We start from the raw sequence: 26,580 nt of genomic DNA on the forward strand, positions 1-26,580 counted from the left end.
CATGGCCAAGACCTTATATCAGAAGCTGTACGACGCCCACGTGGTATACGAAGCGCCGAACGAAACGCCGTTGCTGTATATCGACCGTCACCTGGTGCACGAAGTCACCTCGCCGCAGGCGTTCGACGGCCTGCGCGCCATGGGCCGCAAGGTACGCCAGCCCGGCAAAACCTTCGCCACCATGGATCACAACGTGTCGACCCAGACCAAAGACATCAACGCCAGCGGCGAGATGGCACGTATCCAGATGCAGGAGTTGATCAAGAACTGCGCGGAATTCGGCGTTTCGTTGTATGACCTGAATCACCCCTTCCAGGGCATCGTGCACGTGATCGGGCCTGAGCAAGGCATGACGCTGCCGGGCATGACCATCGTCTGCGGCGACTCGCACACCGCCACCCACGGCGCTTTCGGCTCGCTGGCGTTCGGCATCGGCACCTCCGAAGTGGAACACGTGCTGGCGACCCAAACCCTGAAGCAGGGCCGGGCCAAAACCATGAAGATTGAAGTCACCGGCGACGCCGCCGAGGGCATCACCGCCAAAGACATCGTGCTGGCGGTGATCGGCAAAACCGGCAGCGCCGGCGGCACCGGCCACGTGGTGGAGTTCTGCGGCAAAGCGATCGAAGCGTTGAGCATGGAAGGCCGCATGACCCTGTGCAACATGGCGATCGAAATGGGCGCCAAAGCCGGCTTAGTGGCGCCGGACGACACCACCTTCGCCTACCTGAAAGGGCGCCAGTTCGCGCCAACCGGCGAAAACTGGGAGCAGGCGGTCGCTTACTGGCGCACGTTGAAGTCCGACGCCGACGCCCAGTTCGATACCGTGGTGACGCTGCGCGCCGAAGAGATCGCACCGCAGGTCACCTGGGGCACCAACCCCGGCCAGGTGATCGCCGTCAATCAGGCGATCCCGGCGCCGGAATCGTTCAACGATCCGGTCGAGCGCGCCTCCGCCGAGAAAGCGCTGGCCTACATGGATTTGAAACCGGGCATCAAATTGACCGACGTGCCGATCGACAAAGTGTTCATCGGCTCCTGCACCAACTCACGCATCGAAGATCTGCGCGCGGCGGCGGCGATCGCCAAGGGGCGCAAGGTCGCCAGCGGCGTGCAGGCCATCGTGGTGCCGGGATCCGGCCCGGTGAAGGCCCAGGCGGAAGCCGAAGGGTTGGACAAAATCTTTATCGAAGCCGGTTTCGAATGGCGTTTGCCGGGTTGCTCAATGTGTCTGGCAATGAACAACGACCGTCTGAATCCGGGCGAGCGCTGCGCATCCACCAGCAACCGTAATTTCGAAGGGCGTCAGGGCCGCGGTGGGCGCACCCACCTGGTCAGCCCGGCGATGGCGGCCGCGGCCGCCGTCGCCGGTCACTTCGCCGACATCCGTGATATTCACTAAGGGGCTAACGTGGCTAAATTTACTCAACATACCGGCTTAGTGGTGCCTTTGGATGCGGCCAACGTCGACACCGACGCCATTATTCCCAAGCAGTTCTTACAGAAGGTCACCCGCACCGGTTTCGGCCAGCATCTGTTCAACGACTGGCGCTTCCTCGACGATGCCGGCCAGCAACCGAACCCGGCGTTCGTGCTGAACAAACCGCGCTATAAAGGCGCCAGCATCCTGTTGGCGCGGGAGAACTTCGGCTGCGGCTCCTCGCGCGAACACGCCCCTTGGGCGCTGACCGACTACGGGTTCAAAGTGGTGATCGCACCGAGCTTCGCCGATATCTTCTACGGCAACTCATTTAACAACCAGCTGTTGCCGGTAACGCTGAGCGAGCAGCAGGTGGATGAACTGTTCAAACTGGTAGACGCCAACGAAGGGACGGAGTTCGTGGTGGATCTGGAGAACCAGACGGTCAACGCCGGCGGCAAAAGCTATCCGTTCGAAATCGACAGCTTCCGCCGCCACTGCATGATCAACGGGCTGGACAGCATCGGCCTGACGCTGCAGCACGAAGTGGACATCTCCCGCTACGAAGCGCAGCAGCCGGCGTTTCTGAATTAATCCCCTTCACCCGCCGCCCGGCGGGTGAATTTTTTCCTCACCAGTAGCCCAGCAGCTTCCACCACGCCCCGCCGATCAGCATCCAGATCAGCAGGTTAACCACACTCATCACCCATCCCGCTTTCCACCATTCTCCCAGCGTCACATAGCCGGAGCCAAAGATGATCGGCGCGGTGCCGGTGCCGTAATGCGTCAGCGACATCATCAGCGAAGAAGAAAACGCCAGGATCAGGCCCAGCAGCGCCGGTGGCGCGCCAAGCGCGATGCCGGCGGCGAAGAAGGCGGCGAACATCGCCGTCACGTGTGCGGTGGTGCTGGCGAAGAAATAGTGCGAATACAAGTAGATGAGAGTCAGCAAGATCGTACCGCCCACCCAGCTCATGCCCATATGGTCAATGCCGTTGCCCACGGTCTGCGACAGCCAGCCGATCAGCCCCAGCTTGCCGAGGAAACTGGCCATCATCACCAGCGCCGAGAACCACACCACGGTGTCCCAGGCCCCTTTATGCTTCAGCACATCCTCCCAGCTCAGCACGCCAGTGGCCAGCAACACCGCCAGGCCGATCAGCGCCGCGGTGGTGGGATTGACCGCCAGCGCCGGGCCGAAGATCATCGCCGGAATGCCGGCCCACAGTATCAGCAACAGCGCGAACACCCCGAGGGTAATTTTTTCCGGCAGCGTCACCGGCCCCAACGCCTGCAGTTTTTCGCGCGCGAAGCGCGGCGCGTCCGGGGTGCTTTTCACCTCCGGCGGATACAGCAGGTAGATGACCAGCGGCATCACGAGCAGCGAACACAGCCCAGGTACCAGGGCGGCAATCGCCCACATCGACCAGGACAGCTCGAAGCTGCCATGGGTGCCTTTGGCGATCAGGCTGACGATCAACGGGTTAGGCGCAGTGGCGGTGATAAACATCGCCGAGGTGACCGGGTTGATGTTGTAGTTCACCAGCGACAGGTAGCGGCCGATCTTGCCGGAGGTATTGAGCTCCGGTTTTGAACCGAAACTGTCGGCGATCGATTTCATGATCGGGTGAATGATGCCGCCGCCGCGCGCGGTGTTGCTCGGCGTCACCGGCGCCAGCGTGGTTTCCGCCAGCGTCAGCGCATAGGCGATGCCCAGCGTTTTTTTGCCGAACAGCGAAATAAAATAGTAGCCGATGCGCGCGCCCAGCCCGGTTTTGTTCAGGCTGAGGGAGATCATGATCGAAAAGCCGATCAGCCAGATCAGCTGGTTGGAAAAACCGCTGAGCGCATCGTCCAGCGCGGCCCCCGGCTTGCCGGGATTAGTGACGCCGGTCACCGCCACCAGGGCGATGGCGATCACCGAGACCGCGCCAATCGGCATCGCTTTGCCGATAATGGCGATGATGGTGCCGATAAACAGCGCCAGCAGCTGCCAGGCGTTGGGCGCAACGCCCTCCGGCACGGGAATGAGGAACCAGATAATCAGCGTGGCGGCGAGGGCGCACAGGGAAGGAAGCGGTTTGAGCGGTGTGAGTTTATCCATAACGTTCCCACTGTTCTAAACAACAAGGCGGCATCTCAATAGCGAGACGGGCGTGGGCGCAACGATCGCGCTCCATATGCCTTCAGCTTGGGCGTCCGCTTCAGCCTTCTCAATGACTTGCATCAAGAATGCCGTCGTTTAACCTCACACTTCACGCACTTTGGCGCTCATCCCGAGCGCCGCCAGCGCCAACAGCGCCGCCATCCAATACACCGAGCCATGACCGAGGTTCTCCACCAGCGCGCCCTGCAGCACCCCGGCCAGGATCACCCCGGTCGAGATGCTGTTGGTGAACAGCGTGGTGGCGGCGCCCGGTCGGCCCGGCATCAAATCCTGAAAATAGAGCATGCCGATACCGGCGACGATACCGATAAACACCGCGTTGAGCAGCTGCAGCGCGATCAGGGCCGGCTTGCTCTCCAGTACCGTCAGCCCGAGGTAAAACAGCACGCCTGCCACCACCGCCAGCAGCATCATGTTGCGCTTGCCGAAACGTTTGACGTAGTAACCGGCCAGCAGCATCGCCGGGATCTCCAGCCCGGCGGCGGTGCCCATCAACACCCCGGCCAACCCTTCCGGCAGGCCGAGATCGGCGGTGATATACAGCGGCATATCGATGATATACAAGGTGTTGCAGGTCCACATCAGCATTGAGGCGATGAACAGCAGCCGCACGTCGCGATTGCGCCAGGCACTGGCGGGCGCGATCGGCGCAGACACCCTACCCTGCAGCTCCTCATTTTCCGCCGCGCGCGGCACCGAAGGCAGCATAAACCCCACCAGCAGCACGCAAACCGCGAAGGTGACGGCGGCAATCAGGAACATCACGGTGAATCCGTAGTTCAGCGCCAACGCAAACGACAGCGGCGGGCCGATCACCCACGCCAGCGAAAGCTGGGCGCGCATCACCGAGCTGAACATCACCACTTCACGCGCCTCGCTATCGGCATATTCCCGCGCCAGCGCGAAGATCTGCGGCATGGCGGTGTTGGCAACGGCGGACATCAGCACCCCGGCGGTGATCAGCGTCAGGTAGTCGCGGTTAAAGGCGAACAACAGGCAGTTACCGACCGCCATCAGGCAGCACAGCAGGATCAGCCTGCGGCGATCGCCGCGAGTGTCGGAACGTTTGGCCAGCAGGAAGCTGACGACGATGCCGGCCACCGCGTTGGCGGTGTAAAACAGCCCGACCCACAGCGGCCGCACCTTAACTTCGGTGGTCAGAAACAGGCTGAGCGTCGGCGTCAGCAATGCGCCGGCGATGCCGGAGAGAAAAGCGATCAGTAGGAATGCGGCAAAGATGGGGTTAATGCGCAGTGACAACCGGCTCAGGCGTTGCATATCGTCTTCCCTGACCTCAAAGCAGAAGAAAGAACCTTAGGCCACGGCAAGAAAAATGCAAGCGCATCGCCATGTCCATGCATAAAAAAACCAGTGGGTTGCCCCACTGGCTGGTGAAACAGCACCATTACTCAGAAACTTGTTGCCGCAGCCCCTACAGGTGCTCGCGATATTGCTTATCGGTCATCTCTTTGATGTCCCATTGCGTCAGGTGTGCCAGCATCGCCAGCCGCGCCTGTTCGGGCACCACGCTCAGCCAGTCGGCGCGTTGACGGCGCACCGCGCTGAAATAGCGCTGATAGAACTGTTTGGATAAGAAAGCTTTCATGATTACGCCCTCCCCTTTCATTGATGAAAATTATCGGCGTAATATAGGGAAAGAAAAATTGACGAGTTGAGGCGGGAGCGTTCCTCTTTTATGTCCACGTCCAGATTGCAGCAACAGTTCATCCGCCTGTGGCAGCGCTGCCACGGTGAAACCACCGACACCACCCTGCAGGATCTGGCGGAGGTGCTCAGCTGCTCGCGGCGCCACGTGCGCTCCCTGCTGAGCGCCATGCAGCGGGAAGGCTGGCTCACCTGGCAGGCGGAGTCGGGGCGCGGCAAGCGTTCACGGTTAACCTTCCACTACACCGGCCTGGCGCTGCAGCAACAGCGGGCCGAGGAGCTGTTGGAACAGGATCGCATCGATCAGTTGGTGCAGCTGGTGGGCGACAAAAACGTGGTGCGCCAAATGCTGCTGTCGCAGCTGGGGCGCAGCTTCCGCCAGGGTAAACACATCCTGCGGGTGCTCTACTACCGGCAGTTGTACAACCTGCTGCCCGGCTCGGCGCTGCGGCGTTCGGAAACCCATTTGGCGCGCCAGATCTTCAACGGCCTGACGCGCATAAATGAGGAAAACGGGGAACTGGAGTCCGATCTGTCCCACCATTGGCAGGCGCTGACGCCCTTGCACTGGCGGTTTTACCTGCGCCCGGCGATCCATTTTCATCACGGCCGCGAGCTGGAGATGGCAGACGTCATCACTTCCCTCTCGCGTCTGACCTCGCAACCGCTGTTCTCACATATCGAAAGCGTCACCTCGCCGACGCCGTTCGTTATCGACGTGCATTTGCGCAGCCCCGACCACTGGCTACCCTGGCTGCTGGGCAGCGTGCAGGCCATGATCCTGCCGCGCGAATGGCGCGAACTGCCGGACTTTGCCCGCCATCCGGTCGGCACCGGCCCCTACCGCGTGGTGCGCAATCTTCCCAGCCAGATGAAGATCCACGCCTTCGACGACTATTTCGGCTACCGGGCGCTGATCGACGAGGTGAACATCTGGGTGCTGCCGGAGTTCTCCGAAGAGCTGGTGCACTCCGGCGTGCAGCTGCAGGGCGATGAAACCGGCAAAAACGAACTGGAAAGCCGACTGGAAGAGGGCTGTTATTTCTTGCTGTTCGATCAGCGTTCCACGTTGGCCGCCGACCCCGCCATTCGCAGCTGGCTGTGCGAATTGATCAACCCCATTTCATTGCTGAGCCACGCCGGGCCGCTCTACCAGCGCTATTGGTCGCCGGCATACGGCCTGCTGCCGCGCTGGCACCACAACCGCACGCTGGCGCAGCAACCCAAACCGGCGGGGCTGACTGAACTGACGATGACCCACTTCAATGAGCATTCGGAGTTTCACGCCATTCGCCAGGCGATCGAACCGCTGTTGGCGCAGCACGGCATCCGCCTGATCGTGCAAAGCGTGGATTACGCCACCTGGCACCAGGGCGACGCGCGCAGCGATCTGTGGCTCGGCAGCGCCAACTTCTATCTGCCACTGGAGTTTTCGCTGTTCGCCACGCTGTACGAACTGCCGCTGATGCAGCACTGCATGAACGAGGATCTGGCGCAGGACGCGGAGTTATGGCGCGCCAACCGCTTGCCGCTGGCGGAGTTTTGCCAGCGGCTAGTCAGCAACCACCAGCTACATCCGCTGTTCCACCACTGGCTGCAGCTGCACGGCCAGCGCAGCATGCGCGGCGTGCGAATGAACACCCTCGGCTGGTTCGACTTCAAGTCAGCCTGGTTTGCCCCGCCGGAGGCATAAGCGCCTTTCGCCCGGGTCGGTTAATCTTTACAATAGCGCCGTCTCAACGGGGTGCGGTGAGTCGGGCCGTGTGCATAAGCCCGATTTTCCGCTGAGAGCACACCCGTCGAACCTGATCCGGTCAATACCGGCGGAGGGATTTGAGCCCAGCGAACCGGCGACGCCGCCTCGCCCCCTCAGATACCCTTGCCCCCTTATTTTTCAGGAGTGCAACGTGGTCAAAAAATATCTGCCCTGCTTATTGCTGCTATGCGCCGCGCCGGTGTTCGCCAAGCCGACGCTGACGGTTTACACCTACGATTCCTTTGCCGCCGACTGGGGCCCTGGCCCGGCGGTAAAAAAAGCCTTCGAAGCCGAGTGCGACTGTGAGCTGAAGTTCGTGGCGCTGGAAGACGGCGTCTCACTGCTCAACCGCCTGCGCATGGAAGGCAAGAACAGCGCCGCCGACGTGGTGCTGGGGCTGGACAACAACCTGTTGCAGGCGGCGCAGCAAACCGGCCTGTTCGCGCCGAGCGGCGTCGACACCGCCAAACTGACGGTGCCGGGCGGCTGGCAGGATACGACCTTCGTGCCTTACGACTACGGGTACTTCGCCTTCGTCTACAACAAAGAAAAACTGAAGAATCCACCGAAAAGCCTGCAGGAGCTGATCAGCAGCGATCGCGACTGGAAGGTGATTTACGAAGATCCGCGCACCAGCACGCCGGGCCTCGGCCTGCTGCTGTGGATGCAAAAAGTGTATGGCGACAAGGCGCCGGCCGCCTGGCAGCAATTGGCGAAGAAGACCGTCACCGTCACCAAAGGTTGGAGCGAGGCCTACGGCCTGTTCCTAAAAGGCGAAGGCGATCTGGTGCTCAGCTACACCACTTCTCCCGCCTATCACCTGATCGCAGAGAAAAAAGACCTTTACGCCGCCGCCACGTTCAGCGAAGGCCACTACCTGCAGGTGGAAGTGGCGGGCAAGCTGAAGGCCGCCAAACAGCCTGAGCTGGCCGAGCGTTTCATGCGGTTCATGGTGACGCCGGCGTTCCAGAACACCATCCCGACCGGCAACTGGATGTATCCGGTGATCAACACCCCGCTGCCCGTCGGCTTTGAGCAGATGAACGTGCCGCAGACCGCGCTGCAATACAGCGCCGAAGAGGTGGCCACACAACGCGGCGGTTGGATCCGGGCATGGCAAACCGCCGTCAGCCGCTGATCCCCCGCTGGCTCTGGCCGGGGCTGCTGGCCGCCGGCGTGATCCTGCTGGTCGCCGCACTGGCGATGGGCTCGCTGTGGCGCCATGCGCCGGACAGCGACTGGCGCGGCCTGTGGCAGGACAGCTACCTGTGGCACGTGGTGCGCTTCACCTTCTGGCAGGCGCTGCTGTCAGCGCTGATTTCGGTGCTGCCCGCCGTTCTGCTGGCGCGCGCGCTCTATCGCCGCCGTTTCCCCGGCCGGCAGCTGTTGCTGCGGCTGTGCGCCATGACGCTGGTGCTGCCGGTGCTGGTGGCGGTGTTCGGCCTGCTCAGCGTCTATGGGCGCCAGGGCTGGCTGGCGACGCTGTGCGGCTGGCTGGGCGTCGAATATGGCTTCTCGCCCTACGGGCTGCAGGGCATTCTGCTGGCGCACCTGTTCTTTAACCTGCCACTGGCCGCCCGCCTGTTGCTGCAGGCGCTGGAGAACATTCCGGTGGAGCAGCGCCAACTGGCCGCCCAACTGGGTATGAGCGGCTGGCAGCAGTTCCGCTTCGTCGAATGGCCGGCGCTGCGCCGCCAGATCCTGCCGAGCGGCGCGTTGATCTTCATGCTGTGTTTCGCCAGCTTCGCCACCGTGCTGTCGCTGGGCGGCGGACCGCAGGCCACCACCATCGAACTGGCGATCTACCAGGCGCTGAGTTACGACTACGATCTGGGCCGCGCCGCCATGCTGGCGCTGATCCAGTTAAGCTGTTGTCTGGGGCTGGTGTTGATCAGCCAGCGCCTGAGCCAGGTGCTGCCGGTGGGCCATACCCACGCCCAGCGCTGGCGCAACCCGGAAGACAGCCGGTGGCGGCGCATCAGCGATTTTCTGCTGATCGCCGCCGCGCTGCTGCTGCTGCTGCCGCCCCTGCTGGCGGTGATTGCCGACGGCGCCAATCAGGCCGTCGTCAGCGTGCTGCGCCAGCCGGTGCTGTGGCAGGCGCTGTTCACGTCGCTGCGCATCGCCCTCGGCGCCGGGCTATTGTGCGTGGCGCTCACGATGATGCTGCTGTGGAGCAGCCGCGAGCTGAAGCTGCGACAGCAACTGCGCGGCGGCCAGGCGCTGGAGCTGAGCGGCATGGTGATCCTAGCGATGCCGGGCATCGTGCTGGCCACTGGCTTCTTCCTGCTGCTGAGCGATACGATTGGGCTGCCGCAGTCGCCCTATGCGCTGGTGATCCTCACCAATGCGCTGATGGCGGTGCCCTATGCGCTGAAGGTGTTGGAGAACCCGATGCGCGACCTCGCCGAACGTTACAACCCGCTGTGCCTGTCGCTGGATATCCGCGGTTGGCAGCGGCTGCGGCTGATCGAACTGCGCGCGCTGCGCCGCCCGCTGGCGCAGGCGCTGGCCTTCGCCTGCGTGCTGTCGATCGGCGATTTCGGCGTGGTCGCCTTGTTTGGCAATGAGCATTTCCGTACCCTGCCTTTTTACCTGTATCAGCAGATTGGCGCCTACCGCAGCAACGACGGGGCGGTGACCGCGCTGCTGCTGCTGCTGCTGTGCTTCCTGCTGTTTACCCTGATCGAACGCTTACCGGGGCGCCATGCTGACGCTTGAAAAACTGACCTACCTGTATGAACACCTGCCGATGCGCTTTGATCTGCGCATCCAGCCGGGCGAGCGCGTCGCGGTGCTCGGCCCCAGCGGCGCCGGTAAAAGCACCCTGCTGAGCCTGATCGCCGGTTTTCTGCCGGCGGCCAGCGGCCGGCTGCTGCTGAACGGCGAAGATCATACCGCCACGCCGCCGGCCAAACGGCCGGTGTCGATGCTGTTTCAGGAGAACAACCTGTTCGCGCACCTGACGGTGGCGCAGAACATCGGGCTGGGATTGGATCCCGGCCTGCGCCTGACTGAACAACAGCGCCAACAGCGGGCGCATATCGCCCGTCAGGTCGGCCTGGAGGAGCACCTGGAGCGCCTGCCGTCGCAGCTTTCCGGCGGCCAGCGTCAGCGCGCCGCGCTGGCGCGCTGTTTGATTCGCCAACGGCCGATCCTGCTGCTCGACGAGCCCTTCTCGGCGCTCGATCCGGCGCTGCGCAACGAGATGTTGCAGCTGCTGCAGACGGTGTGCGAACAGCGTAATCTGACGCTGCTGATGGTGTCGCACAATCTCGACGACGCCGCACGCATCGCACCGCGCACGCTGCTGGTGGTCGACGGCCGCATCTACTACGACGGCCCGACGCAGGCCCTGCTGGACGGCAGCGCACCGGAAGCGCGCGTGTTGGGCATTTCGGGTAAAGCGTGATCTGACGCGCGTTTTTTATGCTGCGCCAATAAACCTGTTGTGCGAATTTTGCGCCTGTGTTTTTATAAAAACCTGACTTTTTTTACTGATGATAAGGTTCCCTGTGATCGCATCCTCGCTGACTTCGACCCTACTAGTTACCGCGCTACCAGCCGCGGTGGTCGTCGTGCGTGTGGTGGTGGTCGTCGGCAATGCGCCGTAGGGTCCGAATCAACGCATCGATTCCCAAACCCCGCCGGCGCAAACCGGGCGGGGTTTCTTGTTTTAGCACCCTGCCCAGCAAAGCTCACCGGCCTTGAGAAAGGACAGGAACATGGCAACTTCGGGCACGCCTCAACCGAGTACCCGCTTTACCGGCGCACAATTGATCGTTCATTTGCTGGAGCGTCAGGGCATCACCACCGTCGCCGGCATCCCTGGCGGTGCGGCGCTGCCGCTGTATGACGCGCTGAGCCAAAGCACCCGCATTCACCACGTGCTGGCGCGCCACGAACAGGGCGCGGGCTTTATGGCGCAAGGCATGGCGCGCGCCAACGGCAAGGCGGCGGTGTGCATCGCCTCTAGCGGGCCGGGCGCCACCAACCTGGTCACCGCCATCGCCGACGCCAAGCTCGACTCCATTCCGCTGGTGTGCATCACCGGGCAGGTGCCTTCCTCGATGATCGGCACCGACGCCTTCCAGGAAGTGGACACCTACGGCATTTCCATCCCGATCACCAAGCACAACCATCTGGTGCGCGATATCCGCGAGCTGCCGCAGGTGATTGGCGACGCGTTCCGCATCGCCGAGTCCGGCCGTCCCGGCCCGGTCTGGATCGATGTGCCGAAAGACGTGCAAACCGCCACCATCACCCTGGAAGAGCTGCCGCCGATCGCCGTGCCGGACGCCGCCCCGAGCTTCGATCCGGCGCTGGTTTCGCAGGCCGCCGCGATGATCAATCAGGCGAAACGCCCCATCCTCTACCTGGGCGGCGGCATCATCTGCGCCGACGCTCACCGGCAGGCGCTGGAGCTGGCCGAGCGCGCCGGTCTGCCCACCACCATGACGCTGATGGCGCTGGGCGCGATGCCGGTGGAACACCCGCTGTCACTGGGCATGCTGGGCATGCACGCCGCGCGCAGCACCAACTTCATTCTGCAGGAGGCCGATCTGCTGATCGTGCTGGGCGCGCGCTTCGACGATCGGGCAATCGGCAAAACCGAGCAGTTCTGCCCTAACGCCGCCATCATTCATGTGGATATCGACCGCGCCGAGCTGGGCAAGGTCAAACAGGCCAACGTGGCGATCCATGCCGACGTCGGCCAGGTGCTGCAACAGCTGCTGCCGCAGATCGACACGCAACCGCGCAGCGCGTGGCTGAACACCGTCAACGATCTGAAGCGCGAATTCCCGTTCAACATGCCGAACGCCGACGATCCGCTGAGCCATTACGGCCTGGTGCTGGCCGCCGCGCGCTGCGTGGACGACAGCGCCATCATCACCACCGACGTGGGTCAGCATCAGATGTGGGTAGCGCAGGCCTATCCGCTGAGCCGGCCGCGCCAGTGGCTGACGTCGGGCGGCCTGGGCACCATGGGCTTCGGTCTGCCGGCGGCGATCGGCGCGGCGTTGGCGGAGCCCGAACGTAAAGTGCTGTGCTTCTCCGGCGACGGCAGCCTGATGATGAACATTCAGGAAATGGCCACCGCGGTCGAGCACGATCTGGACGTGAAAATCATTTTGATGAACAACCAGGCGCTGGGGCTGGTGCACCAGCAGCAAACCCTGTTCTACCAACAGCGCATCTTCGCCGCCGCCTATCCTAAGCGTACCGACTTCCTGAAAATCGCTGCCGGATTCGGGCTGGATACCTGCGATCTGAACGCCGCGGAAGATCCTCAGGCGGCGCTGGCTGAGGCGATCCAGCGCCCGGGTCCCTGCCTGATCCACGCGCTGATCGATATCAACGAAAAAGTGTTCCCGATGGTGCCGCCGGGCGCCGCCAACATCGACATGATTGGAGAATAAGCCATGCTGCAACCACAAGATAAACCACAGGTGATCCTGGAGCTGGCGGTGCGCAACCATCCCGGCGTGATGTCGCACGTTTGCGGGCTGTTCGCCCGCCGCGCGTTCAACGTCGAAGGCATTCTGTGTCTGCCGTTGAAAGACGGCCAACAGAGCCGCATTTGGCTATTGGTCGCCGACGATCAGCGGCTGGAACAAATGATAAGCCAGGTGGAAAAGCTGGAAGACGTGCTGCGGGTGAAGCGCCACAGCGAAGACGTGCGGGTATTTGAACAGCTGGAAGCGTTCTTCCAGTAAGGCGAACGGGGGCTAATGCCCCCGCAATCATTGCCCGGACAGCACTTTCCACAGCAGGTGCCGGTACACCGGCATCAGCGGCTGTTGGCTCAGCAAATAGCCGACCGCCAACGCCGCCAGCCAACTCAATCCGCACACCACGCGCAGCCGCAGCGGTGTCAGCCAACGGCTCAGCCGATCGGCGCTGCGCTTGCCCTCGCGCCACCAGCGCCAGCTTAGCCACACCGCCAGCCAGACCAGCAGCGCCGCCGCGAGCAACAGCCACTTGAACGTCGCGCTGTTGGCGTCGGCGGGGATATCGATCGCCACCCCCGCCAGAATGCCGGGGAAGAAATAGACCGGCGGCCAGGTCAGGCAACCGATGATGTTCGGCAACGCGAACTTGTACGGCGGCAAATCGAGCATGCCGGCCACCATCGGCACCAGCGGGCGCGTCGGGCCAACGAAGCGACCGATCAAAATGGTCGCCATGCTGTGCTGGTGCAAGGCATGTTCGGTTTTGTCGAGCAGCGCTTTGTTCTTCTTCAGAAACGACCAGCGATGCAAAGGCCCCTTAAAGGCGCGGCCGACGAAATAGGAGATCCAATCGCCGAGCAGGCAGCCGACGATGCCCGCCGCCCAGGCGTAGTAAAAATCCACCTTGCCGCTGCCGATCAGCGCGCCGATGCTGGCCATCATCACCGTGCCGGGCAACAGCAGCCCCACCAGCGCCAACGACTCCAGAAAAGCGACCAGCAGAACGACCATCAGAGTGAAAGCCAGTGACTGGGTGATCAAATCTTGTAAATAGGCTTCCATTACACCTCTGTGGATTATTCGGGCCAAACGGGGCCGAGGATTTTCCAGCGCCGCCGCTGGCGAGTCAATCGATGAATTGTATGCGTATTTGGCAACGCGCGCGGCAATGGACAATGACTGTATAAAAACCCATACTGTAATTTATCTATATTAGCGCCAAAACCGACATCACGCTGAACGTCGCACACGCCGCCCGGCGGAAAACGAAGGGGTTATGACAGCACTGCAACAGGGGTTCCTGCTCACTCGCCACTGGCGCGACACGCCCGCCGGCACCGAGGTCGAATTTTGGCTGGCGACCGACGCGGGCCCGCGCCAGCTGCGTCTGCCGCCGCAAACCTCGGTGGCATTTATCCCCGCCGAACAAAGGCAGCGCGCGGAACTGCTGCTGCGCGAAGAGCGGCAAGTCGAACTGAAACCGCTGGCGCTGACGGATTTTCATCACCGCCCGATGCTGGGGCTGTACTGCCGCCAGCACCGTCAGCTCATCAAGCTGGAAAAACTGCTGCGGGAAGGCGGCGTTGCGGTCTACGAGGCCGACATTCGCCCGCCCGAGCGCTACCTGATGGAACGCTTCATTACCGCGCCGGTATGGTTCAACGGCCTGGGCGACGGCAATGGGCCGTTGCTCAGCGGCCAGATGAAGCCGGCGCCGGAGTACCGCCCAACGCTAAAACTGGTGTCGCTGGATATCGAAACCACCGCCCACGGCGAGCTTTACTCCATCGCGCTGGAAGGCTGCGGCCAGCGGCAGGTCTACATGCTGGGGCCGGCCAACGGCGGCGATGAGCCGCTGGATTTCGATCTGGAATATTGCGCCAGCCGCCCTCAACTGCTGGAACGACTGAACGCGTGGCTGGAGCGTCACGATCCCGACGCCATCATCGGCTGGAACCTGGTGCAGTTCGATCTGCGGGTGCTGCAAAAGCACGCCGAGCGCTACCAAATCCCGCTGCGGCTGGGGCGCGGCGGCAACCTGCTGGAATGGCGCGAGCATGGTTTCAAGCAGAATCACTTTTTCGCCGCCGCCGCCGGCCGCCTGATCATCGACGGCATCGAGGCGCTGAAATCCGCCACCTGGAATTTTCCCTCCTTCAGCCTGGAATACGTTTCGCAGGAACTGCTGGGCGAAGGCAAGGCGATCGACAACCCTTATCAGCGCATGGCGGAGATCGACCGGCGCTTCGCCGAAGACAAGCCGGCGCTGGCCCGCTACAACCTGAAAGACTGCGAGCTGGTGACGCGGATTTTCGCCAAGGCCGACCTGCTCAACTTCCTGCTGGAGCGCGCCACCGTCACCGGGCTGGCGGCCGATCGCAGCGGCGGATCGGTGGCGGCCTTCAGCCACCTCTATATGCCGCGCATGCATCGCCTGGGCTTTGTCGCCCCCAACCTCGACGAACAGCCGGAGGAACACAGCCCCGGCGGCTTTGTGATGGATTCCCGGCCCGGCCTGTACGACTCGGTGCTGGTGCTGGACTATAAAAGTCTGTACCCGTCGATCATCCGCACCTTCTTGATCGATCCGGTCGGGTTGGTGGAAGGCATGCGCCACCCCAGCGACGCCGACTCGGTGCCCGGCTTTCGCAACGCCCGCTTCTCGCGCAGCAAACACTGCCTGCCGGCGATCGTCGAGCAGATCTGGCAAGGGCGCGAGGCCGCCAAACGCCAGCACAACAAGCCCCTGTCGCAGGCGCTGAAGATCATCATGAACGCACTTTACGGCGTGCTGGGATCGAGCGGCTGCCGCTTCTTCGATCCGCGGCTGGCGTCGTCGATCACCCTGCGCGGCCACGAGATCATGCGCCAAACCCGCGAGCTGATCGAAGCCGAAGGCTATCAGGTGATTTACGGCGACACCGACTCCACCTTCGTCTGGCTGAAACAGCCGCATGACGAGCAACAGGCGGCGCAGATCGGCCGGGCGCTGGTGCAACGGGTCAACGCCTGGTGGCAGCAGCATCTGCAGCAGCAGTTCGGGCTGGAGAACGCGCTGGAGCTGGAGTTCGAAACCCACTATTCCCGCTTCCTGATGCCGACCATTCGCGGCGCCGAGCAGGGCAGCAAGAAACGCTACGCCGGCCTGATCGCGCGCGCCGACGGCCAGGAAGAGATGGTGTACAAAGGCCTGGAAACGGTGCGCACCGACTGGACGCCGCTGGCGCAGCAGTTCCAGCAGCAGCTCTATCAGCGCATCTTCAAACAACAGCCCTACCAGGACTATGTGCGTGACTACGTCGGCAAAACCCTGAACGGCGACTTCGACGATCAATTGGTGTACCGCAAACGGCTGCGCAGAAAGCTCGACGACTATCAGCGCAACGTGCCGCCGCACGCCCGCGCCGCGCGCATCGCCGACGACTACAACCGCAGTCAGGGGCGGCCGCTGCAGTATCAGAACGGCGGCTGGATCAGCTACGTGATGACCGTCGCCGGGCCGGAACCGCTGGAAACCCGCCATTCGCCCATCGATTATCAGCACTACCTCGAACGTCAGCTGCAACCGGTGGCAGACGCTATACTCCCTTTCTTGCACGACGACTTCACCACGCTGGTCACCGGGCAGATGGGACTGTTTTGAGATTGCGCCAGGTTAAGAAAAATCATCCGGTTTTGCAGGTGACGAACGCGCCGCCTTCCATTACCATAGCGCCCTTCCCAAAACTGAACCACGCTTAGCCCTGCCGTCTAGCGACGTCTGCATGGCGTGAACGGCTATTGCCCGTCAAATTTAAAACAAACCGGGATTAACCGATGTTCAGTACAGGTGCCGCGGCCCTTCCCGCCCGGTAACAAGACTTACTTACAAAGAATCGAGCCGACAATATATGCCTTTTACTCTTGGTCAACGCTGGATCAGCGACACGGAAAGCGAATTAGGACTGGGCACCGTCGTGGCGCTGGATGCGCGCATGATTACCCTGCTTTTCCCCGCCACCGGTGAAAACCGCCTCTATGCCAGAAACGATTCGCCGATCACCCGCGTGATGTTCAACCCGGGCGATACCGTCAGCAGCCACGAGGGATGGCAGCTGCAGGTGGAAGAGGTGAAAGAGGAAAACGGTCTGTTGACCTATATCGGCACCCGCCTGGACACCCAGGAAAGCGGCGTGGCGATGCGCGAAGTGCTGCTGGACAGCAAACTGACCTTCAGCAAGCCGCAGGATCGCCTGTTCGCCGGCCAAATCGACCGCATGGATCGTTTCGCGCTGCGTTTTCGCGCCCGCAAATACCAGAGCGAGCAGTATCGCCTGCCGTTCGCCGGCCTGCGCGGCATGCGCGCCAGCCTGATCCCGCACCAGCTGCACATCGCTCATGAAGTCGGCCAGCGCCATGCGCCGCGCGTTCTGCTGGCGGACGAAGTCGGCCTCGGCAAAACCATCGAAGCCGGCATGATCATCCACCAGCAACTGCTGGCGGGCCGCGCCGAACGCGTGCTGATCGTGGTGCCGGAAACGCTGCAGCACCAGTGGCTGGTGGAGATGATGCGCCGCTTCAACCTCTACTTCTCGCTGTTCGACGACAGCCGCTACGCCGAAGCTAAGCTCGACAGCAGCAACCCGTTCGAGACCGAACAGCTGGTGATCTGCTCGCTGGACTTCGTGCGCCGCAACAAGCAGCGCCTGGAAGAGCTGGCGGACGCCCAGTGGGATCTGCTGGTGGTCGATGAAGCGCACCACCTGGCCTGGAGTGAAGAAGCGCCGAGCCGCGAATATCAGGTGATCGAACAGCTGGCCGAGCATATCCCCGGCGTGCTGCTGCTGACCGCCACCCCGGAGCAGCTGGGCCAACAGAGCCACTTTGCGCGCCTGCGCCTGCTCGATCCGAACCGTTTCCACGACTACGGCGAGTTCGTCGCCGAACAGCAGAAATACCGTCCGGTGGCCGACGCCGTCACCCTGCTGCTGAGCGGTGAACGCCTGGCCGACGACAAGCTGAACCTGCTGGGCGAGCTGATCGACGAACAGGACATCGAACCTTTGCTCAAAGCGGCCAACAGCGAAGGCGACAACGCCGAGCAGGCGCGTCAGGAGCTGGTTTCCATGCTGATGGATCGCCACGGCACCAGCCGCGTGCTGTTCCGCAACACCCGTAACGGCGTGAAGGGCTTCCCGCACCGCAACCTGCACCAGATCAAGCTGCCGTTGCCGACCCAGTATCAGACCGCGATCAAAGTCTCCGGCATCATGGGCGCCAAGAAGTCCGTCGAAGCGCGCGCGCGCGATATGCTGTACCCGGAGCAGATCTACCAGGAATTCGAAGGCGAAAACGCCACCTGGTGGAACTTCGACCCGCGCGTCGAATGGTTGCTGGACTACCTGCTGGCCAACCGTAACGAAAAAGTGCTGGTGATCTGCGCCAAAGCCGACACCGCGCTGCAGCTGGAGCAGGTGCTGCGCGAACGTGAAGCGATCCGCGCCGCGGTGTTCCACGAAGGGCTGTCGATCATCGAGCGCGACCGCGCCGCCGCCTACTTCGCCTCCGAAGAGGAAGGCGCGCAGGTGCTGCTGTGTTCCGAGATCGGCTCCGAAGGCCGCAACTTCCAGTTCGCCAGCCAGCTGGTGATGTTCGATCTGCCGTTCAACCCGGATCTGCTGGAACAGCGTATCGGCCGTCTGGACCGTATCGGCCAAATGCACGATATCCAGATCATGGTGCCTTACCTGGAGCACACCGCGCAGGCGGTGCTGGGCCGTTGGTTCCACGAGGGGCTGGACGCCTTCGAACACACCTGCCCAACCGGCCGCACCATCTACGACAGCTGCTACGAGCAGTTGATCGGCTATCTGGCCGCGCCGACTGAACAAGAAGGCTTCGACGAATTCATCCACGCCTGCCGCCAGCAGCACGATCAGTTGAAAGCGCAACTGGAACAGGGCCGCGACCGCCTGCTGGAGATGCACTCCAACGGCGGCGACAAAGCCCAGGCGCTGGCCGCCGCCATCGCCGAGCAGGATAACGACGTCAACCTGGTAGGCTTCGCGCTCAACCTGTTCGACATTGTCGGCATCAATCAGGAAGACCGCAGCGACAGCCTGATCGTGCTGACGCCGTCCGACCATATGCTGGTGCCGGACTTCCCGGGCCTGCCGCAGGACGGCTGCACCGTGACCTTCGACCGCGATCAGGCGCTGTCGCGCGAAGACGCGCAGTTCGTCAGCTGGGAGCACCCGATCATCCGCAATGGCCTGGATCTGATCCTGTCCGGCGATACCGGCAGCTGCGCGGTGTCCCTGTTGAAAAACAAAGCGCTGCCGGTTGGCACCCTGCTGGTTGAACTGGTCTATGTGGTGGAGGCCCAGGCGCCGAAACACCTGCAGCTGACCCGCTTCCTGCCACCGACGCCGATCCGCATGCTGATGGATCGCAAGGGCACCAACCTGGCGGCGCAGGTCGAGTTCGAAAGCTTCAACCGTCAGTTGAACGCGGTCAACCGCCACACCTCCAGCAAGCTGGTCAATGCCGTGCAACAAGACGTGCACGCCATGCTGCAGCAGGCGGAAAGCCTGGTGGAAGCGCAGGCGCGCCAGCTTATCGAACAGGCGAAGCAAGAGGCGGACGACAAGCTGAGCGCCGAGCTGGCGCGTCTGGAAGCGCTGAAGGCGGTCAACCCGAACATCCGCGACGACGAAGTCGAGACGCTGGAGTTCAACCGCCGTCAGGTGCTGGCCAACCTCAATGAAGCCGGCTGGCGTCTCGACGCCATTCGACTGGTGGTGGTCACCCACCAATAACCGGCGCGATGCGGGGAGGCCACCGTCTCCCCGTTCGGCCCTTTTCGCGGAGCCAAGATGGAACCCTACAATCCCCCGCAGGACCCGCTGCACATCCTGTATCAGGATGAACACATCATGGTGGTCAACAAGCCCAGCGGCTTGCTGTCGGTACCCGGCCGCGCCCCGGAAAACAAAGACAGCCTGATGACCCGCATTCAGGCCGATCATCCGGCCGCCGAATCGGTGCACCGGCTGGATATGGCCACCAGCGGGGTGATCGTGGTGGCGCTCAACAAGGCCGCCGAGCGTGAGCTGAAGCGTCAATTTCGCGAACGCGAACCGAAGAAATCCTATATCGCCCGCGTTTGGGGACATATGGCGCATGATGAAGGGTTAGTGGATTTGCCGCTGATCTGCGACTGGCCGAACCGGCCGCTGCAAAAAGTGTGTTTCGACACCGGCAAAGCGGCGCAGACGGAATATCGGGTGCTGTCGCGCGACGCCGACGGCAGCACCCGCGTGAAGCTGACGCCGATCACCGGCCGCTCGCACCAGCTGCGGGTGCACATGCTGGCGCTGGGACACCCGATCCTCGGCGACGGTTTCTACGCCCCGCCGGAAGCCAAAGCGATGGCGCCGCGGCTGCAGCTGCACGCGCAGGAGTTGCGCATCACCCACCCCGCCTTCCAGACGCCGATGCACTTTCGCGCCGAGCCGGATTTCTGAACCCCATGTTAAACGGGCCCGGCATGCCGGGCCCGCTTTCATCGCTTATTTAAAACCTTTCTCGCGTTTGATCAGGTCGTACGCCGCCTGGATCTCCTGCGCTTTCTGCTTGGCCATTTCCATCATCTCCGGCGGCAAGCCTTTCGCCACCAGCTTATCCGGATGGTGTTCGCTCATCAGCTTGCGGTAGGCGCGTTTGATGGTGGCGGCATCGTCGCTGCTGCGCACGCCAAGCACCTTGCACGCATCGTCGAGCGTCGGGCCGCGCTGAGCCTGCTGATAGCCGCCCTGCGAATACCCGCCCTGCTGACCGCCGCCGAACTGACGCCCGCCCTCCATCATGCTGAGGAACTGATCGAACTGCGCGCGCGAAATGCCCAGCTCTTCGGCGATGACATACAGCACCTGACGTTCGTTCGGGTGCAGCGAGCCGTCGGCGAACGCCGCCTGTATCTGAATTTCCAGAAACATCCGAATCAGATCGAAGCGGCCGAAACAGATACTGCGGAACTGCTGCAGCGTCTCACGCAGCGGGAACTGGCTCTGTTTGCCCTCGCGGAACGCCTGCTGCGCCGCGGTGCGCGCTTCGCCGTGCAGCTGAAGGCGATCCATAAACAGGCTGGCGATCTGAATATCCGCCTCGGTGACGCGTCCTTTGGATTTGGTCAGGTGGCCCATCACCTGAAAAGTGGTGCGGAAAAACAGCGTTTGCCGCGTTTGCTGGTCGGTGAAAAACCCCCGACTGCGCTTGTTGCTGCGCGCCGTATCGATCATATGACCGATAATCAGCCCCAGAACTACACCCCAGAATCCCGCGCCAGACCAGATGGCGACGATGACGCCGAGCAGTTTTCCCCAATACTGCATATACTCCTCAATTATCATGCCGAAAGCCGCCCGCTCTCCTCCGTTTCAGGAAAGGGCGCAGGCGATTTTTCCTAGAATTTGGATTATCATACCTGTCATTTATCTTTGCGCCTAACGACGACGCAAGTAAACGGCTGGATTTAGCACTAGCGCAACGCAGATGAGTAATATAGTCTCTGACCGTTTGCCGGACACGACGCCTCTGATGACGGAACACCAAAACCGCGTATGAAAAAAAGTTTCCCAACACTGCTGGCCACGATGATTTGGACGGCACTCTACAGTCAGCATGCGCTGGCTGATCTGGCCGAGCAATGCATGCTTGGCGTTCCCGTTTACGACAAGCCTTTGGTCAGCGGCGATCCGAACAGCCAGCCGGTGACCATCAATGCCGATGACTCGCGCGCCGACTACCCGAAAAGCGCTCTGTTCAGCGGCAACGTGCATATCGAGCAGGGTAACAGCACCCTGACCGCCAAAGAAGTTGAGCTGAACCAGACGGAAAACCCCGGCCAGACGGATCCGGTGCGCACCGTCACCGCTACCGGCGACGTGCACTACAGCGACAATCAGATCAAACTGAAAGGCCCGAAGGCCTGGTCGAACCTGAATACCAAAGATACCGACGTCTATGAAGGCGACTACCAGATGGTAGGCCGTCAGGGTCGCGGCGACGCCGACAAGATGAAAATGCGCGGCGCCAACCGTTACACCATCCTGGAAAACGGCACCTTTACCTCCTGCCTGCCGGGCGACGACAGCTGGAGCGTGGTCGGTTCCGAAGTGATCCACGATCGCGAAGAGCAGGTGGCGGAAATCTGGAACGCCCGCTTCCGCATCGGCGGCGTGCCGGTGTTCTACAGCCCGTACCTGCAATTGCCGGTCGGCGACAAGCGCCGTTCCGGCTTCCTGATCCCGAACGCCAAGTACGGCAGCAACAATGGCTTCGAGTTCATGTTGCCGTACTATTGGAACATCGCGCCGAACTACGACGCCACCATCACGCCGCACTATATGTCCAAGCGCGGCCTGCAGTGGCAGACCGAGTTCCGTTATCTGGTGCAGCCGGGCCTCGGCCTGATGGAGTTCGACTGGCTGCCGGACGACAAGGAATACGGCAAAGATCATGACGACAACAAACGCTGGCTGTTCTACTGGAACCATAACGGCGTCATGGATCAGGTATGGCGCTTCAACGTCGACTACACCAAGGTCAGCGATTCCAAATACTTCACCGATCTGGACTCCAAATACGGTTCCACCACCGACGGCTACGCCACGCAGAAATTCAGCCTCGGCTACGCCAACGAAAACTGGAACGCCACGCTGAGCTCCAAACAATTCCAGATCTACGACGACACCGATCGTTCACAGTCGGACTCGTATAAAGTTCAGCCGCAGCTGGACCTGAACTACTACAAGAACGACATCGGCCCGTTCGACTTCCATATTTACGGCCAGGCGGCCAAGTTCACCAGCGTCAACCCATATAGCCCTGACGCCACCCGTCTGCACATGGAGCCGACGCTGAGTCTGCCGCTCACTAACGGCTGGGCCAGCCTGAACACCGAAGCCAAGGTGATGGCGACCCACTACCAGCAGGATATTCCTGACGGTTTCGCTGCCAACTACCAGAGCCGCAAAAACGCTGCCGCGCCGGAGCTCGATGATTCGGTCAACCGCGTACTGCCGCAGTTCAAAGTCGACGGCAAGCTGGTGTTCGAGAGGCCGATGATCTGGGCCGAGGGCGCTACCCAGACGCTGGAGCCGCGCGTGCAGTACCTGTATGTGCCGTACCGCGACCAGAGCAACATCTACACCTACGACACCACGCTGCTGCAGACCGACTACTCCGGCCTGTTCCGCGATCGCACCTACAGCGGCTTGGATCGCATCGCTTCGCAGAACCGCGTCTCTACCGGTTTGACCACCCGCATTTATGATGACGCCCTGGTTGAACGTTTTAACGCTTCCGTGGGTCAAATCTACTACTTCAGCCGTTCGCGTACCGGTGACCAGATGACCGGTTACGACAACAACGACGATACCGGCAGCGTAGCCTGGGCCGGCGATACCTATTGGAAAATCGACGATCGTTGGGGCCTGCGCGGCGGCCTGCAGTACGACACCCGCCTGAACAGCGTCTCGCTGGGCAACGGCGTGGTGGAATACCGCCAGGACGCCGAGCGCGTGGTGCAGTTGAACTACCGTTACGCCACGCCGGAATATATCCAGACGGCGTTGAACACCAAAACGGTTCCGGCCTTCCAGGACGGCATCTCGCAGGTGGGCATCACCGGCAGTTGGCCGATCGCCGATCGTTGGGCGGTGGTCGGGGCGTACTACTACGACACCCGCGCCAAACAATCCGCCGATCAGTTGGTGGGGCTGAAGTACAACACCTGCTGCTGGGCGGTGACGCTGGGCTATGAGCGCAAGATCACCGACTGGAACAACAGCAACAATACCAGCGTTTACGACAACAGAGTTTCGTTCAACGTCGAACTGCGCGGCCTGAGCAGCGATCATAGTCTCGGCTCCGCAGAAATGCTGCGCTCCGGCATTCTGCCGTATCAGCGCGCATTCTGACGCTTTGCAACACTTTGAAAACGAGAACTTTCACCCGCATTTGCGGATTACATAATGGGAAAAGTATGAAGAACTGGAGAACGCTTATTCTCGGATTGGTGGTTTGCGCCAATGCCGCGTTCGCAGCACCCCAAGAAGTGGATAAAGTCGCCGCCGTCGTGGATAACGGCGTGGTACTCGAAAGCGACGTCAACGGTCTGTTGCAGTCAGTCAAGCTCAACGCCCAGCAGGCCGGCCAACAGCTGCCGGACGACAAGACGCTGCGCCATCAGATCATCGAACGCCTGATCATGGATAACATCCAGCTGCAGATGGCCAAGAAAATGGGCATCACCGTGTCCGATGCCGATCTGGACAAGGCGATCGCCAACATCGCCGCGCAAAACAAGATGAGCGTCGATCAGCTGCGCAGCCGCCTGTCGTACGAAGGGTTGAACTACAACACCTACCGCGCGCAGATCCGCAAAGAGATGCTGATCTCCGAAGTGCGTAACAACGAAGTGCGCCGCCGCGTCACCATCCTGCCACAGGAAGTGGACGCACTGGCCAAACAGGTGGGCGCACAGAACGGCAGCGACACCGAAATGAACATCAGCCACATCCTGATCCCGCTGCCGGAAAACCCGTCGCAGCAGCAGGTCGACAAAGCCGAAGAGCTGGCCAAACGTCTGGTGGGTGAGATCAACAGCGGCGCCGACTTCGGCAAGCTGGCGATCACCTACTCCGCCGACTCTCAGGCGCTGAAAGGCGGCAACATGGGCTGGGGCAAACTGCAAGAAATCCCGACCCTGTTCGCGGAACGTCTGGTGAGCGCCAAGAAAGGCGACGTCGTCGGCCCAATCCGTTCCGGCGTCGGCTTCCACATCCTGAAAGTGAACGACATTCGCGGCGCCAGCCAGTCGGTGTCGGTCACCGAAGTGCACGCCCGTCACATCCTGCTGAAACCTTCAGTGGTGCTGACCGACGACCAGGCTCGCGCCAAACTGCAATCCGTGGCGGAAGCGATCAAGAGCGGCCGCGCCAAGTTTGCCGACGAAGCCAAACAGCTGTCGCAAGATCCGGGTTCTGCGATGCAAGGCGGCGATCTGGGCTGGGCTTCCCCGGACATCTACGATCCGGCCTTCCGCGATGCGTTGCTGAAGCTGAGCAAGGGTGAAATCAGCGCGCCGGTCCACTCCTCCTTCGGTTGGCACCTGATCCAGCTGCTGGATACCCGTCAGGTGGATAAGACCGACGCTGCGCAAAAAGACCGTGCTTACCGTATGCTGTTCAACCGTAAGTTCGCTGAAGAAGCGCAGACCTGGATGCAGGAACAGCGCGCCCAGGCTTACGTGAAGATCCTCGATGGCAGCGATGCACAGCAATAAACGCGTCGTCATTACCCCCGGCGAACCCGCCGGGGTGGGGCCGGATTTGGTAGCCGCGCTGGCGCAACAGGATTGGCCTGTTGAGCTGGTGGTGTGCGCCGATCCGGCCCTGCTGCTTGAACGCGCCCAACGTTTGGGCCTGCCGCTGACGCTGCGCGACTACAAGCCGCAGCAACCGGCCGAAGCGCAACGCGCCGGCACGCTGACCGTGCTACCGGTCCCGCTCGCTCACCCGGTTACCGCCGGTGAGTTGAACGTCGGCAACAGCGCCTACGTGGTGGAAACCCTGGCGCGCGCCTGCGACGGCTGCCTGAACGGCGAGTTCGCGGCGCTGATCACCGGCCCGGTGAACAAGGGCGTGATCAACGACGCCGGCGTGCCGTTTATCGGCCATACCGAATTCTTTGCCGATCGCAGCCGCTGCGATCGCGTGGTGATGATGCTCGCGACCGAAGAGCTGCGCGTGGCGCTGGCGACCACCCATCTGCCGCTGCTGGCGGTGCCGGGCGCCATCACGCAGCAGAGCCTATTCGAAGTCATTCGCATCCTCGACCACGATCTGAAAACCAAATTTGGCATCGCCCAGCCGCACATTTACGTCTGCGGTCTGAATCCCCACGCCGGGGAAGGCGGCCATATGGGGCGCGAAGAGATAGACACCATCATCCCGGCGCTCGACGCGCTGCGCGCTGACGGCATCCATCTTGTCGGCCCGCTGCCGGCGGACACCCTGTTCCAGCCCAAATATCTGCAAGATGCCGATGCGGTGCTGGCGATGTATCACGATCAGGGGCTGCCGGTGCTAAAATACCAAGGGTTCGGCCGCGCGGTGAATATCACCCTCGGTTTGCCTTTCATACGCACCTCGGTCGACCACGGTACCGCTCTGGAACTGGCCGGCACCGGCACCGCCGATGTCGGCAGTTTCCAAACGGCCCTGAATCTCGCCATTAAAATGATAATTAATTGTAATGAATAACAGAGTCCACCAAGGGCACTTTGCCCGCAAACGCTTTGGACAAAACTTTTTAACCGATCAGTTTGTCATCGATAGCATTGTCTCCGCCATTCACCCGCAGCCGGGCGAAGCGGTGGTCGAGATCGGCCCCGGCCTCGGCGCCTTGACCGAGCCGGTCGGCGCGCGCATGGACCGCATGACGGTGATCGAACTGGACCGCGATCTGGCCACCCGGCTGGAGAACCACCCGCGGCTGAAAGACAAGCTGACCATCCACCAGCAGGACGCCATGACGGTGAATTTCGCCGAACTGGCCGAGGAAGCTGGCCAACCGCTGCGCGTATTTGGTAACCTGCCGTACAATATTTCGACGCCGCTGATGTTCCACCTTTTCAGCTATACTCAGGCAATCCGCGACATGCACTTTATGTTGCAAAAAGAGGTGGTCAACCGTCTGGTGGCCGGCCCGAACAGCAAGGCCTACGGGCGTTTGACCGTGATGGCGCAGTACTACTGCAACGTCATTCCGGTGCTGGAAGTGCCGCCGACCGCGTTCGCGCCGCCGCCGAAGGTCGATTCCGCCGTGGTGCGTCTGGTGCCGCACACCGAGCTGCCGAACCCGGTGGGCGACGTGCGCATGCTGAGCCGCATCACCACGCAGGCATTCAACCAGCGGCGGAAAACCATCCGCAATAGCCTGGGCGACCTGTTCACGCCGGAGCAGCTGACGGAGCTGGGCGTCGATCCTTCGCTCAGAGCAGAAAATATTTCTGTGGCGCAGTACTGCAAGCTGGCGAACTGGCTGTCAGCCAATCCGGCGCCGCAGCAATAAG

The 26,580-nt window shown here is 61.9% G+C and carries 21 protein-coding genes and 1 riboswitch; of the genes, 16 read left to right on the plus strand and 5 right to left on the minus strand.

Translation table 11 applies throughout. The annotated features are described in order from the left end of the window. Position 1 precedes the first annotated feature (1 nt). Positions 2–1,402, plus strand: coding sequence for a 3-isopropylmalate dehydratase large subunit (leuC, locus tag RE418_RS02710; protein ID WP_025301558.1), 1,401 nt, complete (start codon positions 2–4; stop codon positions 1,400–1,402). A gap of 9 nt (positions 1,403–1,411) precedes the next feature. Then, positions 1,412–2,014: a 3-isopropylmalate dehydratase small subunit gene (gene leuD / locus RE418_RS02715; RefSeq protein ID WP_043135950.1), complete on the plus strand. Its 603-nt coding sequence runs from the start codon at positions 1,412–1,414 to the stop codon at positions 2,012–2,014. A gap of 37 nt (positions 2,015–2,051) precedes the next feature. Here the strand turns inward: leuD and RE418_RS02720 are convergent, their stop codons facing one another. From RE418_RS02720 to sgrT, 3 genes are all read right to left on the minus strand, one after another. After that, complete coding sequence (locus RE418_RS02720) at positions 2,052–3,524, minus strand: DASS family sodium-coupled anion symporter (RefSeq protein ID WP_025301557.1); 1,473 nt, start codon at positions 3,522–3,524, stop codon at positions 2,052–2,054. A gap of 144 nt (positions 3,525–3,668) precedes the next feature. After that, positions 3,669–4,865: a sugar efflux transporter gene (locus tag RE418_RS02725; RefSeq protein ID WP_089180561.1), complete on the minus strand. Its 1,197-nt coding sequence runs from the start codon at positions 4,863–4,865 to the stop codon at positions 3,669–3,671. A 154-nt stretch (positions 4,866–5,019) separates the two neighbouring features. Next, the gene (gene sgrT / locus RE418_RS02730; protein WP_071826098.1) at positions 5,020–5,193 is read right to left on the minus strand and encodes a glucose uptake inhibitor SgrT; all 174 of its coding nucleotides are present in this window, start codon (positions 5,191–5,193) and stop codon (positions 5,020–5,022) included. A gap of 90 nt (positions 5,194–5,283) precedes the next feature. Here sgrT and sgrR point away from each other — a divergent pair, with 90 nt between their 5' ends. The 7 genes from sgrR to ilvN all read left to right on the plus strand — a co-directional run bounded on the left by sgrR (position 5,284) and on the right by ilvN (position 12,725). Continuing rightward, on the plus strand, positions 5,284–6,945 hold the full coding sequence (gene sgrR, locus RE418_RS02735; protein ID WP_089180560.1) for an HTH-type transcriptional regulator SgrR: 1,662 nt from the start codon (positions 5,284–5,286) through the stop codon (positions 6,943–6,945). 37 nt (positions 6,946–6,982) lie between these two features. Continuing rightward, a riboswitch (TPP riboswitch) is annotated at positions 6,983–7,102 on the plus strand. 57 nt (positions 7,103–7,159) lie between these two features. After that, positions 7,160–8,146 (plus strand): thiamine ABC transporter substrate binding subunit, encoded by a 987-nt coding sequence (thiB, locus tag RE418_RS02740; RefSeq protein WP_089180559.1) that lies wholly within the window; start codon positions 7,160–7,162, stop codon positions 8,144–8,146. After that, complete coding sequence (gene thiP, locus RE418_RS02745) at positions 8,122–9,729, plus strand: thiamine/thiamine pyrophosphate ABC transporter permease ThiP (protein WP_089180558.1); 1,608 nt, start codon at positions 8,122–8,124, stop codon at positions 9,727–9,729. The genes thiB and thiP overlap by 25 nt, the downstream gene beginning before the upstream one ends. After that, complete coding sequence (gene thiQ, locus RE418_RS02750) at positions 9,716–10,420, plus strand: thiamine ABC transporter ATP-binding protein ThiQ (RefSeq protein ID WP_025301552.1); 705 nt, start codon at positions 9,716–9,718, stop codon at positions 10,418–10,420. The genes thiP and thiQ overlap by 14 nt, the downstream gene beginning before the upstream one ends. A gap of 88 nt (positions 10,421–10,508) precedes the next feature. Further along, entirely contained in the window at positions 10,509–10,622 is a 114-nt protein-coding gene (gene ivbL / locus RE418_RS02755; protein WP_154747116.1) for an ilvB operon leader peptide IvbL, read from the plus strand. A gap of 111 nt (positions 10,623–10,733) precedes the next feature. Then, the gene (ilvB, locus tag RE418_RS02760) at positions 10,734–12,428 is read left to right on the plus strand and encodes an acetolactate synthase large subunit (protein WP_042783677.1); all 1,695 of its coding nucleotides are present in this window, start codon (positions 10,734–10,736) and stop codon (positions 12,426–12,428) included. Positions 12,429–12,431: 3 nt separating this feature from the next. Beyond that, a complete protein-coding gene (gene ilvN / locus RE418_RS02765) occupies positions 12,432–12,725 on the plus strand; it encodes an acetolactate synthase small subunit (RefSeq protein ID WP_033641839.1) in 294 nt (97 codons plus the stop codon). A 27-nt stretch (positions 12,726–12,752) separates the two neighbouring features. On the opposite strand, the gene RE418_RS02770 is transcribed toward ilvN, so the two are convergent. After that, the gene (locus tag RE418_RS02770; protein ID WP_046898113.1) at positions 12,753–13,523 is read right to left on the minus strand and encodes a DedA family protein; all 771 of its coding nucleotides are present in this window, start codon (positions 13,521–13,523) and stop codon (positions 12,753–12,755) included. A 214-nt stretch (positions 13,524–13,737) separates the two neighbouring features. On the opposite strand from RE418_RS02770, the gene RE418_RS02775 reads away from it, so the two are divergent. The 3 genes from RE418_RS02775 to rluA all read left to right on the plus strand — a co-directional run bounded on the left by RE418_RS02775 (position 13,738) and on the right by rluA (position 19,966). Continuing rightward, positions 13,738–16,104: a DNA polymerase II gene (locus RE418_RS02775; RefSeq protein WP_399675778.1), complete on the plus strand. Its 2,367-nt coding sequence runs from the start codon at positions 13,738–13,740 to the stop codon at positions 16,102–16,104. Between the two features lie 247 nt (positions 16,105–16,351). After that, positions 16,352–19,258, plus strand: coding sequence for an RNA polymerase-associated protein RapA (rapA, locus tag RE418_RS02780; protein ID WP_049205418.1), 2,907 nt, complete (start codon positions 16,352–16,354; stop codon positions 19,256–19,258). A 57-nt stretch (positions 19,259–19,315) separates the two neighbouring features. Then, positions 19,316–19,966: a bifunctional tRNA pseudouridine(32) synthase/23S rRNA pseudouridine(746) synthase RluA gene (gene rluA, locus RE418_RS02785; protein WP_043135978.1), complete on the plus strand. Its 651-nt coding sequence runs from the start codon at positions 19,316–19,318 to the stop codon at positions 19,964–19,966. A 45-nt stretch (positions 19,967–20,011) separates the two neighbouring features. Here the strand turns inward: rluA and djlA are convergent, their stop codons facing one another. Beyond that, positions 20,012–20,833, minus strand: coding sequence for a co-chaperone DjlA (djlA, locus tag RE418_RS02790; RefSeq protein ID WP_025301546.1), 822 nt, complete (start codon positions 20,831–20,833; stop codon positions 20,012–20,014). Between the two features lie 228 nt (positions 20,834–21,061). Here djlA and lptD point away from each other — a divergent pair, with 228 nt between their 5' ends. The 4 genes from lptD (at position 21,062) to rsmA (ending at position 26,579) form a co-directional block, all read left to right on the plus strand. Continuing rightward, positions 21,062–23,422 (plus strand): LPS assembly protein LptD, encoded by a 2,361-nt coding sequence (gene lptD / locus RE418_RS02795; RefSeq protein WP_025301545.1) that lies wholly within the window; start codon positions 21,062–21,064, stop codon positions 23,420–23,422. Positions 23,423–23,487: 65 nt separating this feature from the next. Further along, on the plus strand, positions 23,488–24,789 hold the full coding sequence (gene surA / locus RE418_RS02800) for a peptidylprolyl isomerase SurA (RefSeq protein WP_025301544.1): 1,302 nt from the start codon (positions 23,488–23,490) through the stop codon (positions 24,787–24,789). Next, a complete protein-coding gene (gene pdxA, locus RE418_RS02805) occupies positions 24,776–25,768 on the plus strand; it encodes a 4-hydroxythreonine-4-phosphate dehydrogenase PdxA (protein ID WP_025301543.1) in 993 nt (330 codons plus the stop codon). The genes surA and pdxA overlap by 14 nt, the downstream gene beginning before the upstream one ends. Beyond that, positions 25,761–26,579, plus strand: a complete 819-nt coding sequence (gene rsmA / locus RE418_RS02810; RefSeq protein WP_025301542.1) for a 16S rRNA (adenine(1518)-N(6)/adenine(1519)-N(6))-dimethyltransferase RsmA — start codon at positions 25,761–25,763, stop codon at positions 26,577–26,579. The genes pdxA and rsmA overlap by 8 nt, the downstream gene beginning before the upstream one ends. Position 26,580: the final 1 nt, after the last annotated feature.

This window comes from Serratia sp. szju (genome assembly GCF_044594185.1).
Taxonomy (GTDB): domain Bacteria; phylum Pseudomonadota; class Gammaproteobacteria; order Enterobacterales; family Enterobacteriaceae; genus Serratia; species Serratia bockelmannii.

Coding starts and splice junctions, on each gene's coding strand:
- leuC (WP_025301558.1), top strand. CDS start 2: ATGGCCAAGACCTTATATCAGAAGCTGTACGACGCCCACGTGGTATAC.
- RE418_RS02720 (WP_025301557.1), bottom strand. CDS start 3,524: ATGGATAAACTCACACCGCTCAAACCGCTTCCTTCCCTGTGCGCCCTC.
- RE418_RS02725 (WP_089180561.1), bottom strand. CDS start 4,865: ATGCAACGCCTGAGCCGGTTGTCACTGCGCATTAACCCCATCTTTGCC.
- sgrT (WP_071826098.1), bottom strand. CDS start 5,193: ATGAAAGCTTTCTTATCCAAACAGTTCTATCAGCGCTATTTCAGCGCG.
- sgrR (WP_089180560.1), top strand. CDS start 5,284: ATGTCCACGTCCAGATTGCAGCAACAGTTCATCCGCCTGTGGCAGCGC.
- thiP (WP_089180558.1), top strand. CDS start 8,122: ATGGCAAACCGCCGTCAGCCGCTGATCCCCCGCTGGCTCTGGCCGGGG.
- thiQ (WP_025301552.1), top strand. CDS start 9,716: ATGCTGACGCTTGAAAAACTGACCTACCTGTATGAACACCTGCCGATG.
- ivbL (WP_154747116.1), top strand. CDS start 10,509: ATGATAAGGTTCCCTGTGATCGCATCCTCGCTGACTTCGACCCTACTA.
- ilvB (WP_042783677.1), top strand. CDS start 10,734: ATGGCAACTTCGGGCACGCCTCAACCGAGTACCCGCTTTACCGGCGCA.
- ilvN (WP_033641839.1), top strand. CDS start 12,432: ATGCTGCAACCACAAGATAAACCACAGGTGATCCTGGAGCTGGCGGTG.
- RE418_RS02770 (WP_046898113.1), bottom strand. CDS start 13,523: ATGGAAGCCTATTTACAAGATTTGATCACCCAGTCACTGGCTTTCACT.
- RE418_RS02775 (WP_399675778.1), top strand. CDS start 13,738: ATGACAGCACTGCAACAGGGGTTCCTGCTCACTCGCCACTGGCGCGAC.
- rapA (WP_049205418.1), top strand. CDS start 16,352: ATGCCTTTTACTCTTGGTCAACGCTGGATCAGCGACACGGAAAGCGAA.
- rluA (WP_043135978.1), top strand. CDS start 19,316: ATGGAACCCTACAATCCCCCGCAGGACCCGCTGCACATCCTGTATCAG.
- djlA (WP_025301546.1), bottom strand. CDS start 20,833: ATGCAGTATTGGGGAAAACTGCTCGGCGTCATCGTCGCCATCTGGTCT.
- lptD (WP_025301545.1), top strand. CDS start 21,062: ATGAAAAAAAGTTTCCCAACACTGCTGGCCACGATGATTTGGACGGCA.
- surA (WP_025301544.1), top strand. CDS start 23,488: ATGAAGAACTGGAGAACGCTTATTCTCGGATTGGTGGTTTGCGCCAAT.
- pdxA (WP_025301543.1), top strand. CDS start 24,776: ATGCACAGCAATAAACGCGTCGTCATTACCCCCGGCGAACCCGCCGGG.
- rsmA (WP_025301542.1), top strand. CDS start 25,761: ATGAATAACAGAGTCCACCAAGGGCACTTTGCCCGCAAACGCTTTGGA.